Annotated in this window: 12 protein-coding genes and 3 pseudogenes; 5 read left to right on the plus strand and 10 right to left on the minus strand. The window is 69.6% G+C overall.

Translation table 11 applies throughout. The features are described 5' to 3' along the window. Nucleotides 1–198 precede the first annotated feature (198 nt). Nucleotides 199–843 (minus strand): TetR/AcrR family transcriptional regulator, encoded by a 645-nt coding sequence (locus ACFYWQ_RS18620; RefSeq protein ID WP_389517812.1) that lies wholly within the window; start codon nucleotides 841–843, stop codon nucleotides 199–201. Nucleotides 844–1,293: 450 nt separating this feature from the next. Here ACFYWQ_RS18620 and ACFYWQ_RS18625 point away from each other — a divergent pair, with 450 nt between their 5' ends. Both ACFYWQ_RS18625 and ACFYWQ_RS18630 read left to right on the plus strand, forming a co-directional pair. Beyond that, entirely contained in the window at nucleotides 1,294–2,598 is a 1,305-nt protein-coding gene (locus tag ACFYWQ_RS18625) for an MFS transporter (protein ID WP_389517814.1), read from the plus strand. Nucleotides 2,599–2,638: 40 nt separating this feature from the next. After that, nucleotides 2,639–3,184, plus strand: a complete 546-nt coding sequence (locus ACFYWQ_RS18630) for a nuclear transport factor 2 family protein (RefSeq protein WP_389517816.1) — start codon at nucleotides 2,639–2,641, stop codon at nucleotides 3,182–3,184. Nucleotides 3,185–3,720: 536 nt separating this feature from the next. Here the strand turns inward: ACFYWQ_RS18630 and ACFYWQ_RS18635 are convergent. From ACFYWQ_RS18635 to ACFYWQ_RS18660, 6 genes and pseudogenes are all read right to left on the minus strand, one after another. After that, on the minus strand, nucleotides 3,721–4,098 hold the full coding sequence (locus tag ACFYWQ_RS18635) for a hypothetical protein (protein WP_389517818.1): 378 nt from the start codon (nucleotides 4,096–4,098) through the stop codon (nucleotides 3,721–3,723). Between the two features lie 69 nt (nucleotides 4,099–4,167). Then, complete coding sequence (locus tag ACFYWQ_RS18640) at nucleotides 4,168–4,308, minus strand: hypothetical protein (RefSeq protein ID WP_389517820.1); 141 nt, start codon at nucleotides 4,306–4,308, stop codon at nucleotides 4,168–4,170. A gap of 76 nt (nucleotides 4,309–4,384) precedes the next feature. Further along, nucleotides 4,385–4,546 (minus strand): annotated as a pseudogene (locus tag ACFYWQ_RS18645) (DUF6233 domain-containing protein); the annotation flags it as partial. A gap of 203 nt (nucleotides 4,547–4,749) precedes the next feature. Beyond that, the gene (locus ACFYWQ_RS18650; RefSeq protein ID WP_389517822.1) at nucleotides 4,750–5,823 is read right to left on the minus strand and encodes a maleylacetate reductase; all 1,074 of its coding nucleotides are present in this window, start codon (nucleotides 5,821–5,823) and stop codon (nucleotides 4,750–4,752) included. Beyond that, nucleotides 5,820–6,701 (minus strand): dioxygenase, encoded by an 882-nt coding sequence (locus ACFYWQ_RS18655; protein WP_389517824.1) that lies wholly within the window; start codon nucleotides 6,699–6,701, stop codon nucleotides 5,820–5,822. Before ACFYWQ_RS18655 ends, ACFYWQ_RS18650 begins: the two co-directional genes overlap by 4 nt. Nucleotide 6,702: 1 nt before the next feature. Further along, nucleotides 6,703–8,322 (minus strand): bifunctional 3-(3-hydroxy-phenyl)propionate/3-hydroxycinnamic acid hydroxylase, encoded by a 1,620-nt coding sequence (locus ACFYWQ_RS18660; RefSeq protein WP_389517826.1) that lies wholly within the window; start codon nucleotides 8,320–8,322, stop codon nucleotides 6,703–6,705. A gap of 292 nt (nucleotides 8,323–8,614) precedes the next feature. On the opposite strand from ACFYWQ_RS18660, the gene ACFYWQ_RS18665 reads away from it, so the two are divergent. Then, nucleotides 8,615–9,604 carry an AraC family transcriptional regulator gene (locus ACFYWQ_RS18665; protein ID WP_389517828.1) on the plus strand — a complete coding sequence of 330 codons (990 nt, stop codon included), beginning with the start codon at nucleotides 8,615–8,617 and terminating at the stop codon, nucleotides 9,602–9,604. 304 nt (nucleotides 9,605–9,908) lie between these two features. Beyond that, on the plus strand, nucleotides 9,909–10,493 hold the full coding sequence (locus ACFYWQ_RS18670; RefSeq protein WP_389517830.1) for a helix-turn-helix domain-containing protein: 585 nt from the start codon (nucleotides 9,909–9,911) through the stop codon (nucleotides 10,491–10,493). 63 nt (nucleotides 10,494–10,556) lie between these two features. On the opposite strand, the gene ACFYWQ_RS18675 is transcribed toward ACFYWQ_RS18670, so the two are convergent. Both ACFYWQ_RS18675 and ACFYWQ_RS18680 read right to left on the minus strand, forming a co-directional pair. Then, the gene (locus ACFYWQ_RS18675; protein WP_389517832.1) at nucleotides 10,557–11,879 is read right to left on the minus strand and encodes an IclR family transcriptional regulator C-terminal domain-containing protein; all 1,323 of its coding nucleotides are present in this window, start codon (nucleotides 11,877–11,879) and stop codon (nucleotides 10,557–10,559) included. A gap of 102 nt (nucleotides 11,880–11,981) precedes the next feature. Continuing rightward, on the minus strand, nucleotides 11,982–13,751 hold the full coding sequence (locus ACFYWQ_RS18680; RefSeq protein WP_389517834.1) for a CocE/NonD family hydrolase: 1,770 nt from the start codon (nucleotides 13,749–13,751) through the stop codon (nucleotides 11,982–11,984). 479 nt (nucleotides 13,752–14,230) lie between these two features. Here ACFYWQ_RS18680 and ACFYWQ_RS18685 point away from each other — a divergent pair. Further along, nucleotides 14,231–14,724 (plus strand): annotated as a pseudogene (locus ACFYWQ_RS18685) (transposase); the annotation flags it as partial. A gap of 261 nt (nucleotides 14,725–14,985) precedes the next feature. On the opposite strand, the pseudogene ACFYWQ_RS18690 reads toward ACFYWQ_RS18685, so the two are convergent. Continuing rightward, nucleotides 14,986–15,150 (minus strand): annotated as a pseudogene (locus tag ACFYWQ_RS18690) (pirin family protein); the annotation flags it as partial. Nucleotides 15,151–15,176: the final 26 nt, after the last annotated feature.

Here is a 15,176-nt window from a genome sequence, read left to right on the forward strand (position 1 = left end):
GACGCCGGTCGGGAGCGACCTCGAGGGCGACGAGCCGCAGCGCACGGAATGCCTCCGGCTTCCGCCGCGCCGTCGAGGATTGTGACCTGTCGCAGATCGAGTGGGCGGAACCGGCGCACCTCCGACGAACCGCCCACCGCTCCGCCGGGCGGGAACCGCCGGAACCCCGCCCGAAGGATCAGCACCGCCGGCCCGGCGTCAGGGGCGGCGGGGTCCCAGCAGATAGGCGACGACCGCCGACTGGAGGTGGCTCCGCAACTCGGCCCACGACAGAGGCCGATCGGACTCGAGATCGCCCCCCTGGACGACGCGGTGAGCGATCGTCGCGTAGACGAGGCGGTAGGCGAAGTCCAGCGCGGCATCGCGGTCGGCGTGGGTGACCGGCACATGGGCCAGCGCCGCCGCGAAGCGGCGATTGCCCTCGACGCTCACCCTGGAACCCTCTGCCCGTACGGCCTCATTCCGCGTGCCCAGCAGGAAGAACACTCGTAGCAGGGTTTCGTGTGCATGGAAGGCGTCCGTGCAGGCTCCCACCGCTTCGGCGACCGCCACCGCGGGGTCGAGGAGCGCGCGCATCCGGGGCAGTGAGACCCGCTCGGTGATCTCCGCTTCCAGGTCCTCGGTGAAGGAGCGCTGGATGGCCAGGAGTAGCCGCTCCTTGTCGCCGAACCTGCGGTAGACGCTTCCCACCGCCATGCCGGCCCGTTCCGCCACGGCCGCGACCGTCAACGCGTCTGCGCCATCCTCCTTGAGGAGCGCGTAACCCGCCTGGAGGATGTCCTGCTGCGAACGGCGGCTGCGTTCCTGCAGGGCCGGCGGGGTGCGGGTCGGCGTTTCTGGCATGAGCGCATTTTATCGACCGGACTCTTGACGCCCCTCCGTCCCACATGTGAATCTCACCTCGCACGTAATGTGAATCATGACTCGCATACAGGTGCTGGTGGATGCCGTCTCACACCACCCAGGTCGTCAGACCTCGCCCCCCGGTCGACCATGAGCCGAAGGGAATCGACCGATCCACCGCCCGCGGGCCGATCGGGCCACCCGCCCGCCGGCCCGCGCTCACCGCCGTCGACCGGCTCGGACCCACCCCACCCGGATCGGCTCGGAGGCAACATCTCCTCGGGCCGCCCGGATTCCCACTCGGCATGCCTGCCACTCCCGGACCCGCTTGTCCGCGCGAGCCCGCCCGTGGCGCGACGTGCCCCGCGCCCGCCTGACGAACGGACCAAGCCCCCCGCACCCCCGAAGCAAGCCTTCTCCCCGACAGCCACGGCCGGATCAGGACAATCAATGACGCTTGCAGATCACCACGCCGCGCAGCCACCCCCCTGGCGGACGGCCGGCCTCGCCGGCATGGCCTCCTACCTCGACGGGGGTGCGATCGTCACCACGGGAATCGCTCTCGTCCTGCTCAAACCCTCACTGGGCCTCACGGCCGGCTCCATCGGCGGCGTGTCGGCGGCTCTGACTCTCAGTATCGCCATCGGGGCGATGGTGGGAGGCCGCCTGGGCGACCTGTACGGGCGCCGACGCGTATTCACCCTCACCCTCGTCGGATTCGCAGTGGGCGTCGGTCTGCTGGGAACCGCCGCCTCCCTGCCCATGCTCTACGCGGGGGCGATCCTGACCGGCCTCGCCGCCGGGGCGGATCTGCCGGTCTCACTCGCCCTGATCAACGAAGAGGCACCCGAAGGCCAGAAGGGACGAATGGTGGCCTTCTCTCAAGTGCTCTGGCTGATCGGAATCGTGGCCTCGGTCGTCCTCAGCATCGGCCTCGCCTCTCTGGGCGCGCTCGGCGGACGCCTCCTCTACGGCCATCTCTTCCTCGTCGCCGTCGTGGTCACCGTTCTGCGTGGCCGTATGCGGGAGTCCTCGGAATGGGTGCGCGCACACCAGGGAACAGAGCGCCGCGCGGGCAGCGGCCGGCTCGCCTCCCCGCGCCGATTCCGGCAGATGTTCAAGCCGCCGGTCCTCGCGGCGCTGCTCGCCACGGGGCTGTACTACGCACTGTGGAACCTCGGCGTGAACACCGTCAGCCAATTCAACACGTACCTGTTCACCGAACTCGCCGGCGGCAGCGTCCGCCTCGCCTCGGTGGCCGCGATGCTCGGCTTCCCAGTGAGCCTCGTCTGCGCCGCCCTCTTCATGCGGGTGGTCGACCGGCCGGCACGCCGCGTGTTCTTCCGGGCGGGACTTCTGCTCTCCCTCGCCGCGTTCGCCACCCCCGTCGTCCTGGGCGTCACCGTGCAGGCCCTGGTGATCTTCGGCTTCCTGGTGGGAATCGGCGGGGCGTTCGCCGGCGAGGGCATCTACAAGGTGTGGACGCAGGAATACATCCCCACGCTCCTACGCGGCAGCGCGGGCGGAGTCACCCTCGCCTTCGCCCGACTGATGGCGGCGGCCTTCGCCCTCGTGACACCGGAGTTGGCGGTGTACTCCGGGCGGCTCCTGTTCGGGATCCTGCTGACCGGCGCTGTGATCGCCGCGCTGATCGGGACGGTCGTCATCCCGCGCCTGCCCATGACGGGAGACCTCTCCGACCGACGGACGACGGACGCGCCCTCCTCCCCGGACGCCCCGGCGATCCGGTCCTGACACAAGTCCACACACTCAGAACACCTGATAAGGAAACACCATGGACGATGGAAGCTACGCCCGCGCCGCACTGGAAGTCCAGAACGTCATGGGACGCTACGTGGCGAACGTTTCGGGACCGGACTTCGCGGAACGCATGCTCGCGCTTTTCGACCTCGATGACCCCGAAGTGACCCTTACCATCGCCGCCGGCCCCACCCTGACCGGGTCCGACGCCCTCCGCGGGTACTGGACCAACCTCGAAAAGGTGATGCGGGCCAACGGCGGAACACTCGGTGCGCACATGCTCACCTCACCGGTCGTCGTGGTGGCCGAGGACGGCGAGAGCGCCTCCGGGCAGTGGCAGGACGTCGGGACGACCCTCTTCGGCCCGGGGATGGGTACGCCCTCGCCGGCGGAGGGCCACGTCTACTCCGCGGTCCGCGAGGTGTCGCGCTACTCGGTCGACTTCCGGCTGCGCGAAGGATCCTGGAAGATCTCGTCTCTTCGATGGGAGATCCTCTGGACGTACCCCGGTGAGCTCGTGGACGAGGACGTTTTCTGGCTCGGCAGCAAGACGCGGGAGCCGTCCGCGCCGCCCGCGTGACACCCACGATCACAAGTTGCCGAGTGTGGAGCGCAGAAGGCTCAGGAGGTTGCCCGAGCCTGGCCACCGGGTGTCCGTACGCAAGCACCCCTGCACAGGTAACGGCGGCACTGGGCTGCCGCGGTCCTTCTGCTTCGGTTACAGCGACGACGAGAGCCCCACGGTCGAGAACTTCTCCGACCTGCTGGCACACGAGACCGCGCACAACGCGGCAACAGGCGTTGCCGCGTCACGGACCTGTGGAGCGGTGCTGCGGCGGCGCAGGTATCCGGCCCATTCCCGGAGCTGGTCTTCGAGGGCGAGGTTGTCGCCGCGGGCCACGGTTTGGAGCAGCTGGGCGCACACGGTTGCCTCGGCGGCAAGGCCAGCCGGGCTGCCCAGCACGGGGAAGACGGTGCGGACGCGGGCGGGTGGTGTCCGGCTGGAGCAGCGAGCAGGCGTAGAGAGTGGCGGAGTCGAACCCCTCCGGAGCTTGCCCCCGTCCCTCCCGGGCCAGCAGCCGCAGGGGTTCGGTGAGGTTCTCCCAGTGCACTTCCTCATGGGCTGTCGTCCAGCAGGAGACGGCCGGGGCGGGAGTGCCCACGAACTCGGGGATGGCCCGCTCCATGTACTGCTGGCGTACGGCGAACGCGGTCAGTGTCGACGGCCGACACCTCCAGCGCCCCGGCGAGGTCGGCCCACCAGGAGTCCGGCGGCTGGAGGGCGTGCTGGAGGACCGGGGCGTCGGACAGGACCGGCTGGTCGACGCGGGCCGACAGCTCCGACAGCTCCGCCCGGTAGGCGGTGCCGTCGGCGGCGGCGTCGTGTCCGGTCAGGAGGAGGGGCCGGTGCCCGGCGAGGTCGCCGACAGCGTGCTGCGCGTCCAGGGCGCCGTCCCGCAACTTTCCCGACGCCTTGTCCGCCGGGGCGGACACCAGCCGCAGCCACGCCGGGATGCCGGCGGCGGTGCGGGCCGGGGAACCCAGAGTGCGCCCGGCCCGCCCTCAGAAGTCCCCGCCCGGCTCCGTCTGCACGTTCAGGGCCTTCGAGGCGCGGGCGTGGTGGGCGCGCACGCGCTGTTCGGTACCGGGGGCCGGGGGAGGCGGGGTCATGTTCCGTGACCGGGGGCGGGGAGCCGGCGTCATCGGCGGGCTCCTTCGGGCGGCATACGGGTGGGGGCGGGATACCTCCGTCGGGTAAGTCCATGATGCCCATGCGGGTATGGGGCCGGCAGTGTGCGCAGGCGCGCAGTCCGCCGGCCAGGAGACGGCGGGCTTCGTCACGGCTGACCGGCCGGCGTCGACTGCCGGTCATGCGGCAGTCGACGGCGTGGACCTGGACGGGCGGTCGGCCGGTGCCGACGCCGAGTTCGACCGGCGGCACCTGGATCTCGGACTTCCGCAGCTGACGTGATCGGACCCGGCTGTCAGCGGGGGCTGCGAGGCTGAACGGATGGACCGGGATGACGAGTTCCCGCTGCGCCGGTCTACGGCACCGACCACGACCACCCGGGCCCGCGCGGCCGGGCCGGCGCTACGTCGAACTGGTCGACGGCTCGCTGGACGGCCCGGTGGTCCTCTCGGTCGTCAGGCCGCCGGCGGTTCCCCGGACCAGGCAGCGCCCAGCAGCCGGGTGAGGCCTTCCGCGGTCACCTCGCGGGGGTTGGCGTAGGGGTTGCACAGGACGGCCTCGACGATCCGGTCGACGTCCTCCTCAGCCATCCCGAGTTCCCGCAGGGAGCGGGGGGCGCCGAGCCGGCCGGCGAGTTCCCACAGAAGCGTGGCCGGGTCGGAGGCGTCTCCGAGGGCGCGGCCCAGCGCGGCCACGGCCTTGGACGTCGCGGGCTGGTTGTAGGCGAGGGCGTGCGGGAGGACGACGGTGTGGGTGGGGGCGTGCGGCAGGTCGAGTGTCCCGCCGAGGGCGTGGCAGAGCTTGTGATGCAGCGACATGGTGGTGGCGCCGAGGCAGGCGCCGCACAGCCAGGCACCGTACTGGGCCCGGGACCGGGCCTCCATGTCGGTGCCGTCGGCGACGACATCCGGGAGGGCGGCTGCCAGGGCCCGGACGCCTTCCTCGGCCATCAGGTCGATGACCGGTGAGGCGTCCGGCGCGTACAGGGCTTCGACCGCATGCGCGATGGCGTTCATGCCGCTGGTCGCGGACACGGCCGCCGGCAGCGTCACGGTGAGCGCGGGGTCGTACAGCACGGAGACCGGCAGGACGCGGGGGTCCTTCCCGGTGCGCTTGACGCCGTCCTCCGTCAGTCCCCACACCGATGTCATCTCGGATCCGGCATAGGTCGTCGGTACGGCGATGATCGGCAGGCCGTGGCGCAGGGCGACCGCCTTGCCCAGGCCGATCGCCGAGCCGCCACCGACAGCGACGCAACCGTCCGCGTCGAGGGCCGCGGCATGCTCGGCGGCCGCGGCCGCCGACTCGACGGGTACGTGCATCCGGGCATGGGGGTGGATGCCGGCCGCTCGCTCGCCGATCAGGGCCGCGACGGTCCGGGCGAGCTCTTCCTGTTCGGGAGAGCAGAGCACGATGACCGTCTTGAGACCGGCCCGGTCGATCTCGTCGGCGAGCCGGTCGAGAGCGTGGGGGCCCATCACGACGCGCATGGGCAGGGCTTGGTAGGCGAATTCGAACGGTGTGTTCATCGGGCGGCTTCCTCGGTCTCGGGCTCGACGACGATGTCGAACTCCGCCATGCGGAACGGAGAGGTCACTCGGTACTGGCCGGCCGTTTCCTGGTCATCGACCGTGGGGAAGTCGACGACCAGGCTCTCCTTGACGGCGAACACGGCATCGCTGTCGATGTACTGGCTGTTCGCGACGAAGATGTGGGTGGTCAGCGGCCGGTGCTTCTCCGCTTCTACGATGAAGTGGATGTGGGCGGGGCGGTACGGGTGACGCTTGGTGGCTTCCAACAGTGCTCCCACCGGCCCGTCGGTCGGGATGGGGTAGTGGCTCGGAACGACCGTGCGGAACCACAGGCGGCCTTCGCCGTCGGTCCGGAAGAGGCCGCGTCCGTTGCCCAATGGCTGCACGTCGGGCTGCTGCACGTCGTAGAAGCCTTCCTCCGTGCACTGCCACACATCGACGCTCGCACCGGCGAGCGGGCTGCCGTCGGCCGAGGCCACCCGTACGGACACGACGCAGGGGGTTCCGCCGCCCATGAGGTCGATGCTGTCCCCGCTGTTCCGCGCCGGTGACTCCACGACGTGGAAAGGTCCGAGGACCGTGCTCTCGGTGCCGCCGCCCTGTTCGTTCACCGTCTCGACCATCATGGAGACGCCCAGTACGTCCGACAGCAGGATGAACTCCTGTCGTGTGTCGTCACACTTCTGTCCCACAGCGGTGAGGAACTCCACGGCACGCTCCCACTCCTCAAGGGTGGGGCGGTACTCCCGGATGTAACGGTGCAGGTGCTGGACCAGCCCTCCGAGCAGTTCCCTCAGCCGGGGGTCGTCCGTGTCCCGGAAACTCTCGACGACCTCGGTGGTGATGGCTCCAGCGGCCTTGTCGATGTCGGGCATGTCATGCCTCCTGCAGTACAGAGTGTTCGTCGAGGGTGGCGGGTGCGCCGATCGACCGCTTCAGTTCATCGAGGAGTCCGCCGAGTTCCTCTGCCTGCGCGCGGGCCCCGTAGACGTAGAAGTCGGGTCGGACCACGACCACTTGCGCACCGTGGTCGCTGAGAAGCGCGAGACAGGCACCGGTGGTGTCGGTCACGGAACCCTCTGCCCCGTCCGTGCCCGGAACCGTGCCGTCGGCGACGACGTGCACGAGCTTCGCGCCCAGATCCCGCAGGAAACGACGCTGCTCACGCGAGAGCAGGGCGGTGGTGTCGACCGTGGCGAGGATGTGGAACCCCGTGCCGACCACGTCGTCGAAGCGACCGGTCCGTCCAGCGCGGGTCACCGTGAACTGGGGGAACAGATGCCCCGCCATCATGTTGGCGGCGGACTGGGACGACGAGGTCGCCCCCGGTCCGAGCATGGCCGGCGGGAGGGGCGGCAGTGCCGTGGCCGGGTCGCCGCCGGTGGTGATCATGCGCTGGTCGCGCTCCGCCGCCTCGGCGGTGTCCGTGACGCAGATGACCCGCCCCAGCGCGATCGAGGTCTGGATCGCGTGCTGGACGTGGTCCGAGCGCTCCGACGTGTAGGTGTCCAGGAGCGCCTCGCCGGCCACGTCCCGCAGGACGAGGTCGAGCTTCCACGCGAGGTTGGCCGTGTCACGAAGTCCGGAACACAGCCCTTGTCCGGCGAACGGCGGCATCAGGTGCGCCGCGTCACCCGCCAGGAGCAGCCGTCCCCGCCGCCACCGGTCGGCCCATCTGGCCTGGAAGGTGTAGACGGTGTGCCGTTCGAGTTCCGCGTTGTCCGGGGTCAGTCCCCACGGCTCGAGCAGCCGCCAGGCGGTCTCCGCCGTGTTGAGTTCGTCGATCGACTCTCCGGGCAGCCGCATGAACTCCCAGCGGCGGCGCCCCGGGCCACCGGCGACGATGGTGTGCGGGCGGGCCGGATCGCAGACCTGAAGGTTCATCGGGGACCAGGTACGCGGCTCGTCCTCGACGACATCGACGATGAGCCAGTCGAAGTAGAACCCCAGATCGGTGACCGACGTGTCCATCTGCTCACGCACGAAGCTGTTGCTTCCGTCCGCACCGATCACGTAGCGCGCCCGGATCCTGTGCTCCCCCGCGTCCGGATCGGTGAGCGTCAGCTCGACGTCGTCCGCGGACTCCTCGATCCGGACGGCTTCGAGCCCTCGCCGCACGGAGACGGTGGGCAGCGCCACGGCGGCGTCTTCGAGCACCCCTTCCACCTCGGGCTGGGAGTAGAAACTCGTCTCGGGCCAGCCGGACAGTCCGTCTCCCCACCATTTGATCTTCACCAGGGTCTCGCCGTGCTGGTTGTGCCATTCGTACCAGTCCGGGACCGCAGCGGAGATCCGTGAGATGGCCTCTCCCACGCCGGCGCTCTGGTATATGCGGCGGGCCTCGTGATCGCACACCACCGCGCGGGGCAGGGGGAAGCGCTCGGGATATTTGTCGACCACGACGACGTCGTGTCCCGCTCTGCCGAGGTGCAGGGCGAGTGTCAGTCCGACGGGACCACAGCCGACGATCGCCACGTCGTGGATCGATTCGGGCACGATTCCTCCTTGAATCGAGCGGGGGACCACCCGAGATCCTCCGGAGGGAGGGGCGGGCTCCAGGCGTTCAAGCTGGTGCAAAGGTATGAAGCAGCAGCTCAGGGCGATATCCGATGGGCGCGGCGGGCTGTCCGATTACCGCGATGAAGTTTCAGCTGCGTGTCGGGAACCTGAACGGCGCCCTGTCCAGGTGCCGGAGGGCATCCTCGATCGCGCCGGTGCCGCGGCGACGCCTCCTGTCCGATGACGTCGGCTCTTGCCAGGGAGACGAGCCGGAGGCGAGGATGTCCGGATGGGCCGTTCCCTACTGACGCGTCACGTGCTGTGCCGCGATACCGGCTTCGACGACTTCCGCGAACGCCTCAACGACCTGTTCTATCCCGCGGACGTCACCCCGCTCAGGGGTGACGGCGGCCCCGGAGGTGAGCTGCGCGGCACCCGCTCGGAACACGTCACCGTCGGTGTGATGCGTTTCGGCCAGCGGACTCGCGTCGATCCCGACCGGACGCCGTCCCACTACCACGTCAACGTCGTCCTGCGAGGGTCCGTCGAAGCGGCTTCCGGGGACCAGCGGATGACGTTCACGGCCGGCAGCGCCATGGTCTTCGCTCCCACCCAGCAGCACCACCTCCTGAGCTGCGAGAACGGTTCCGAACAGCTCGGGATCAAGATCGACCGGGGCGTCGTGGAGACGGAGCTGCAAGCTCTCCTGGGCCGCCCGCTGCAGACACCGCTGGAGTTCGCGCTCGGCTTCGATCTCACATCGGCGTCGGCCCGCAGCTGGCAGAACGCTCTGAACCTGTACCTCGCCGAGTCGGACAGCGGCAGCGGGCTCATCGACCAGCAGGCATTCCGGCAGCACTACGAGCGGCTGCTGGTGAGCGGCCTGCTGCTGGCTCACTCACACAACTACACCGAGGCATTGCGGCGGCCGGAACCTCCCGCCTGCCCCCGCACGGTGCTCAGGGTGATCAAGCTGATCGACGCCCGCCCCGACGACCCCTACACCGTCGGGGACCTGGCCGAGGTCGCCGGGATCAGCGCCCGCCGCCTCCAGGAGGGCTTCAGGGAGCACGTCGGCGTGTCCCCGATGACGTATGTCCGCAACGCGCGCCTGGAACGTGTCCACGAGGAGCTGCTGGCCGGCACCGCCGGGGTGACCGAATCAGCACGCCGGTGGGGATTCACTCATCTGAGCAGGTTCTCCGCCGCGTACCGCGAACGTTTCGGCACCTTGCCGTCCGAGACTCTGGCCAAGTCGGGGCCCCGGGGCGACGGCTGAGGAGCGGCACGCCCTCCGGCGGTCGTCGTCCCTGCGCCCCGCCGAAGGCCTCCGCCGGCTCCACCAGGGGGTCCGGAAGACCAAGTCGGGTCTCACCGCGGCTCTCACGGTGGAGCGTTTCTCGACCGGCAGGCATGGAAGTTCCAGGACCGGCTCCAGGGCCGCAACGGCGGCCGTCTCAGCAGGCCCACCACGGGCGGGGCGTGACCTGTGCGTCTCCTGCGTCGGCGCGCTGCGCCCCGGTGATCACCGGTCGGGGTGCCGGGTCCAATAGAGTGGCCTCGTGTCTGGAGGAAACGCCCTGGTGGCGCGGAACGTACGTCTGCTCAGGGAACAACGGGGACTGTCGCTGGCTGAGCTGGCGCGGCAGGCCGGAGTGGCGAAGCAGACGCTGTCCACGCTGGAACAGGGGATGGGCAACCCGACGCTCGACACGCTGTTCGCCATCGCCGCCGCGCTCGGTGTACCGATGACGCGGCTGGTCGCGGAGCCGGAACAAGTGATGATCGTGCAGCGGGGCGACCAGGTCGTGTGGCAGGAGCACGGTGGATATCAGGCGCGGCCGCTGGACCACATCTACGGATCCGGTGTCATCGAGAACTATGTGGTTCGGATCAAGGCCCGAGCCGGGGAGGCGGAACCGTCCGAGCCCCACCGGGTGGGGACCCTGGAACATCTGTACGTGATCAGCGGACGAGTGCGGGTGGGCCCCGCCGACAGTCCGATCGAGCTTGAGGCCGGTGACTTCGCGCGGTTCCCGGCAGACCGGCCACATGTGTACGAGGCCCTGGAAGGCGAAGGGCTCGTACACATCGTGGTGAGTGTCCCGCGGGTGCAGCCGGGTACGGGCTCGGCGAACCTGGTGGCCCGTACGCACGGGGAAGACTGAGCCCGCAGGGGACTGCGGGCCATGAGGCCGAGACTGTGGACGCAGACGGATGGCGTCCCGGGCTCAGGCCGTCGGCAGACCGTCGAGACCCGAGGGCGGCGCCTGCCGGAGCGGCGCAGCCGCGTTCATCGCGCGTCCCGCCTCGTAAGCCACACGCCGCAGCGCCGGCGCGAAGCGGGCGGGGGCGAAGCGACGTGGGGCACCCGAGACGGAGAGTGCTGCAACGGGGCGCCCCGCCGAGCCCATGACGGGGACGGCGACACAGGTAAGGCCGGGGACGGCCTCCTGGCGGTCGTAGGCGATGCCCTCCTGCCGGATGCGTTGTAGTTCGGCCCTGAGCTGATCGGGATCAGTACAGGTGTTCTCCGTGCGTGGCATCAGCCCGCCCGCGATCGCGGCTTCTGCCGCGCTGTGGTCGAAAGCGAGCAGTGCCTTGCCGACGGCCGTGCAGTAGGCGGGCAGCCGAGCGCCGATCCGGGAGGGCGAGCGCGTCCCCCGGTGACCTTGCAGTTTGTTGACGTACACGATGTCGGTGCTGTGCAGCGTGGCCAGATGCACGGTCTCGTGGGTCAGCTCGTAGAGGTCCGCGAGGTAGGGCATCAGGCGTTCCTGCAGAACCCAGGGAGTGGGGCCATAGACCCGGGCGCCGATGTCGAAAAGCTGGGAGCTCAGCCGGTAGTTGCTGCCGACGCGCTCGACGAGGTCGTTGCGTTGCAGGATGCCCAGCAGGCGGAACGCGGTCGACTTCGTCAGCCGGGTGCGACGGGCCAGTTCGCTGACACCGATCTCCCCGTCCAGTTCGGCGAGCGACTTCAGCAGCACCAGCGCCTTGTCCACCGCGGTCTGGGAGGGCTCGACAGAGGCGGCCTCGTCCGGCGGTATGTCGGAGGCAGGCGCGGACATCGAGGCGGGAACTGGCATGGCGACTCCGGTGACGACCGTACCGCCCATTAAAATGGACGCGCGTCCAGCATAAGAGACCGTTTTGGGGATGTAAACCGGACGGCATCCCGTGTAGCCCAGTTCACTGCCGGCGCAGCCGACAGAGCCGAGGATGCGCTGCTGGAGGCAGAAGACGTGTCCCGGGGCGGCGGGCGGGTTCATGCCGCTCGTCACACCGACGATCACGACCGTGCCGCCGGGGCGGAGCGACTCGAGCGTCGGAACGGTCGGGTACTCGGTGAAGGTCCCGTCGTGCTGATCGGACAGCAGCGCCCTGTCAAGGGTCAGCGTCTCGTCACCATTTCCGGAGTCCGGGTCGGAAGGCGCCGGCGCGGACCAGCCACCAGCCCTGCCGCGGCTCAGGCTTGGGAACGTCGCGGAGCGAAGCCCCGACAGTGAGTCGGTGGAGTTCTGGGAGATCGCGTTTGCCGCTGTACGGAACACGCACGGGTTCCGGTCCGTCGCCGGAGCGGATCAGAGTGGGCGCACACGGCAACGGCGGTCGGGACAAGGTCATGCCGTGCCCCGACCGCCCGTGCCCGTGGATCAGGGGACCACAGGAAGAAGCAGGTGAGAGTCGTATTCGCCGCCCGTGCGGATCCGGTGCGCGCCACGGTTGCGGGTCTTGAGGTGCAGATCGGCGCCGGGCAGATCGTGGCCGGCCAGGGGACCCACCGGGTGCCCCGCGATCTCGACGATCAGCCGCTCACCGGGGTGCACCACCATCGAGGTCGGCCACAGCGACAGCTCGACAGGCACGCACTCTCCCGGGGTCAGCAGTTCCTCGGAGGTGTGCGTCAGGAACGGCTCCGAGGGAGTCGATCGCCCGGGGTCCAAGGCGCGGTGGGAGACCCGCAGCCGACCGACCGGACCGGTGTAGCTGAGCGTGGCCGGCAGCTTGCCGTCCTCTTCCAACGACTGCACGAAGGCTCGCGCCTCGGGTGCCCGGAGGGTGATGTGGTGCAGCAGCTGGCCGTCGGCGTCCTCCTTGTAGACGGCCGCGAACAGGTCCATGTCGTCGGCGTCGGCCGCCTCGACCCACAGGTGCAGGTTGAGATAGCCCGTGATCTCGGTGTCCTCGTCGAAGGTGGTGGAGAACCGCACGGATGCCCGGAGGTCGTCACCGGTGTACTCCGCGACCGACTCGGAAGGCTTGTCGTCCGCCAGTGCGCCGGACGCCGCGTCCAGGTACAGCGTCCGCCACTGCTGCCGCGGCAGCGGCCAGTCTTCCTCGGCGCGGCCCACGCGGTCCGTGCCGCCCGGATCCAGCACCGCCAGGCGGACGCGGGGCGTGTCCTCCCAGCCGTTGTCGAGGTCCTTCAGATAGCGGTCGAAGAACGCGCGCTGGTCGGCGACGTGATGGGGGTCTGCGCCGTCGATCCACTCCTGGTCGTTGTGCACCCGCAGCCACTTGTCCGTGGAGGAGATGGTGCGGAAGGCCTCGAAGGTGCCGTGGGGGTGGAGCGGGCTGGTGTAGCTCGCGACGACGTAGGCGGGGACCTCGATCCGGTCGAGCGCCGGCCGCTTGTCGGCCCAGTAGGCGTTCATCAGCGGGTACCGCTCCACCATCGCCACGAGGTCCTCGGTGGCGTTCTCGCCGAAGATGTGATCGGTGATGTCCTCCTTGTGGAACCTCGTGTCGGGGATGCCGCCGCGCACGCTGACCTCCCGGTACACGTCGATGCAGCCCTCGGTCGGTGCGATGGCCGCCAGGTGAGGCGGCTGGAGCGCGGCGACCGCCCACTGGATCATGGCGAGCTGGGAGATGCCCGCAGTGCCGACCTTGCCCGTGCACCACTCCTGGGCCGCAAGCCATTCGATCGCGTCGTACGCGTTCCGGGCGGACGCGGAGCCCACGAAGACCTCGTCCCCGCCCGAGTGGGACGTTCCGGCGGCATCCACGATCGCGAGGGCGTACCCGTGGTCACACCAGTATCCCGGGTCCGGCGCCTCGAAGGACTGCAGGCCGGACACCCACTCGGCCGGCACGCCGAACTTCTTCACATCCATGTTCGCGTTCCACCAGCCGCCCCTCCTGCTGTACGGCGTGTAGACGACGATGACGGGTACGGGCTCCTCTCCGGCCGGTCGGAACACATCACCCCGCAGGTGATTGCCGTCCCGCATCGGTATCGCGACGTCACGGTCCAGCACGATGTCGCACGGCAGCGGGTAGGCGCCCTCGGCATGCACCGAACCCTTTTCAAGGACCACCCGGCCGGGCTCGGCGTCGGCCACCGGCGGCACGGAATCCGACAGCGGGTTCGCGGGCCGGAAGACGACCTCCAACCCGAACTCCTCGACGTACCTGTTCATGAGGCTTCCTCCTGTCGTGGCAGTCGGCTCCGAGCGGCGCCGACTCACACCGAGCCATGGCAGCGGCTCAAGGTGCTACGCCTCGCCAGTCAAACAACGGCGGGTTCCAAAGGCGCAATCGTCGTGCCGCCATATGGCACGCGCCCGGTCAAACACGTGCCAGGAGGCTCGGGGACGGCACCCTGACCCGGCCGGATCCGGATCCGGATCCGGCCGGGTCAGGGCGAAAAATGACTCAGCAAGGCGAGCGCGAAGATCGGCGGCCTGCCCGCCGCACTGACTGCGGGCACCTGGAAGCTCGACGTCGAGGAGTGGACCCCAGCCCACCCCGGAGCCACCTGCACCGACGCCGTGGCCACCACCAAGCGCCCCGACCCCCCGCACGCGCGGCCCCCGGTCTCATACGCCTCCGCCGCCTGCGAACCTCATTCCGAACCGATCGGTGAAAGCCGGCCGGGCCGGAGCACGTGTGCTGGCTGCGCTCGATCGGCGTCGACGACTTCGCTCTGCGTCGGCGGCACCCGCTGTGCCACCGTGGTGATCGATGCCGAGACCCACGAGCGGATCGACGTGCCGCCCGATTGCACGGCCGACACACTGGAGAACGTGCTAGGTGGCTGCGCGGGCATCCGGGCGTCGAGGTCGTGTGCCGCGACGGCTCGGTGACGTATGGTGAGGCGCCCCATCGCGCACTGTCCGCCGAGGTCCAGGCCGCGGATCGCTGGCGGCCGAGCATCATGACCTCCTGGCCAAGCTCACTGCCGCCTGCCCAGAGATGACCCGACTGACGTCATACAGGAGGAGCTTCGCCCGCGGCCTTGAGCGAGACCGCGACGCCGTGATCGCCGCGCTCACCCTCCCGTACAGCAACGGCCCCACCGAAGGCGCCAACATCAAGACCAAGCGGATCGCACGCCAGATGAACGGCAGAGCAGGCTTCACCCTCCTCCGCCACCGCGCCCTCCTCGGGTAGCGCCACCCACCATCACCACCGAATGTGAGCCAGGGCCATCGCGTGTCCCCCGCCACCGGCGGCCCCCTGGCGATTGATCCCACCCTGGAATCGCCCGCTCCGAACCAGGCAGAGGAGGCGCGGATCGGAAGAGGGCGGATGCTTGTTCACCGTCACCTGGATCTGTTGGCTGCCCACCATCACCCGAGTCGTCGACCTGCGACGACGGTTCCCAGTAGGGCGACCTCGGAGCCTCTCGACCGGATGCTCTGTCACCCCGGGTCAGCGCACCCTTCCCCGCGGCTTGAGAGGCGTGGCCGGCAGCTCCGGTGCGGGCAGCGGGTCCCCGTCGTAGCCCTTCACCTCACCGAAACGTGCCCCCTTCATCCAGTCCTCGCGAGCCTGTGCGATCTCGTCCTGGGAGCGGCCGACGAAGTTCCACCACATATCGCAGTACGTCGCTGTTTACGCAG

The organism is Streptomyces sp. NPDC003247 (genome assembly GCF_042888135.1).
GTDB lineage: Bacteria > Actinomycetota > Actinomycetes > Streptomycetales > Streptomycetaceae > Streptomyces.

What these genes read in the sequence shown, in the direction of transcription:
- ACFYWQ_RS18640 (WP_389517820.1), bottom strand. Translation starts at nt 4,308, where the DNA reads ATGACGCCGGCTCCCCGCCCCCGGTCACGGAACATGACCCCGCCTCCC.
- ACFYWQ_RS18655 (WP_389517824.1), bottom strand. Translation starts at nt 6,701, where the DNA reads ATGCCCGACATCGACAAGGCCGCTGGAGCCATCACCACCGAGGTCGTC.
- ACFYWQ_RS18650 (WP_389517822.1), bottom strand. Translation starts at nt 5,823, where the DNA reads ATGAACACACCGTTCGAATTCGCCTACCAAGCCCTGCCCATGCGCGTC.
- ACFYWQ_RS18620 (WP_389517812.1), bottom strand. Translation starts at nt 843, where the DNA reads ATGCCAGAAACGCCGACCCGCACCCCGCCGGCCCTGCAGGAACGCAGC.
- ACFYWQ_RS18625 (WP_389517814.1), top strand. Translation starts at nt 1,294, where the DNA reads ATGACGCTTGCAGATCACCACGCCGCGCAGCCACCCCCCTGGCGGACG.
- ACFYWQ_RS18680 (WP_389517834.1), bottom strand. Translation starts at nt 13,751, where the DNA reads ATGAACAGGTACGTCGAGGAGTTCGGGTTGGAGGTCGTCTTCCGGCCC.
- ACFYWQ_RS18665 (WP_389517828.1), top strand. Translation starts at nt 8,615, where the DNA reads ATGGGCCGTTCCCTACTGACGCGTCACGTGCTGTGCCGCGATACCGGC.
- ACFYWQ_RS18630 (WP_389517816.1), top strand. Translation starts at nt 2,639, where the DNA reads ATGGACGATGGAAGCTACGCCCGCGCCGCACTGGAAGTCCAGAACGTC.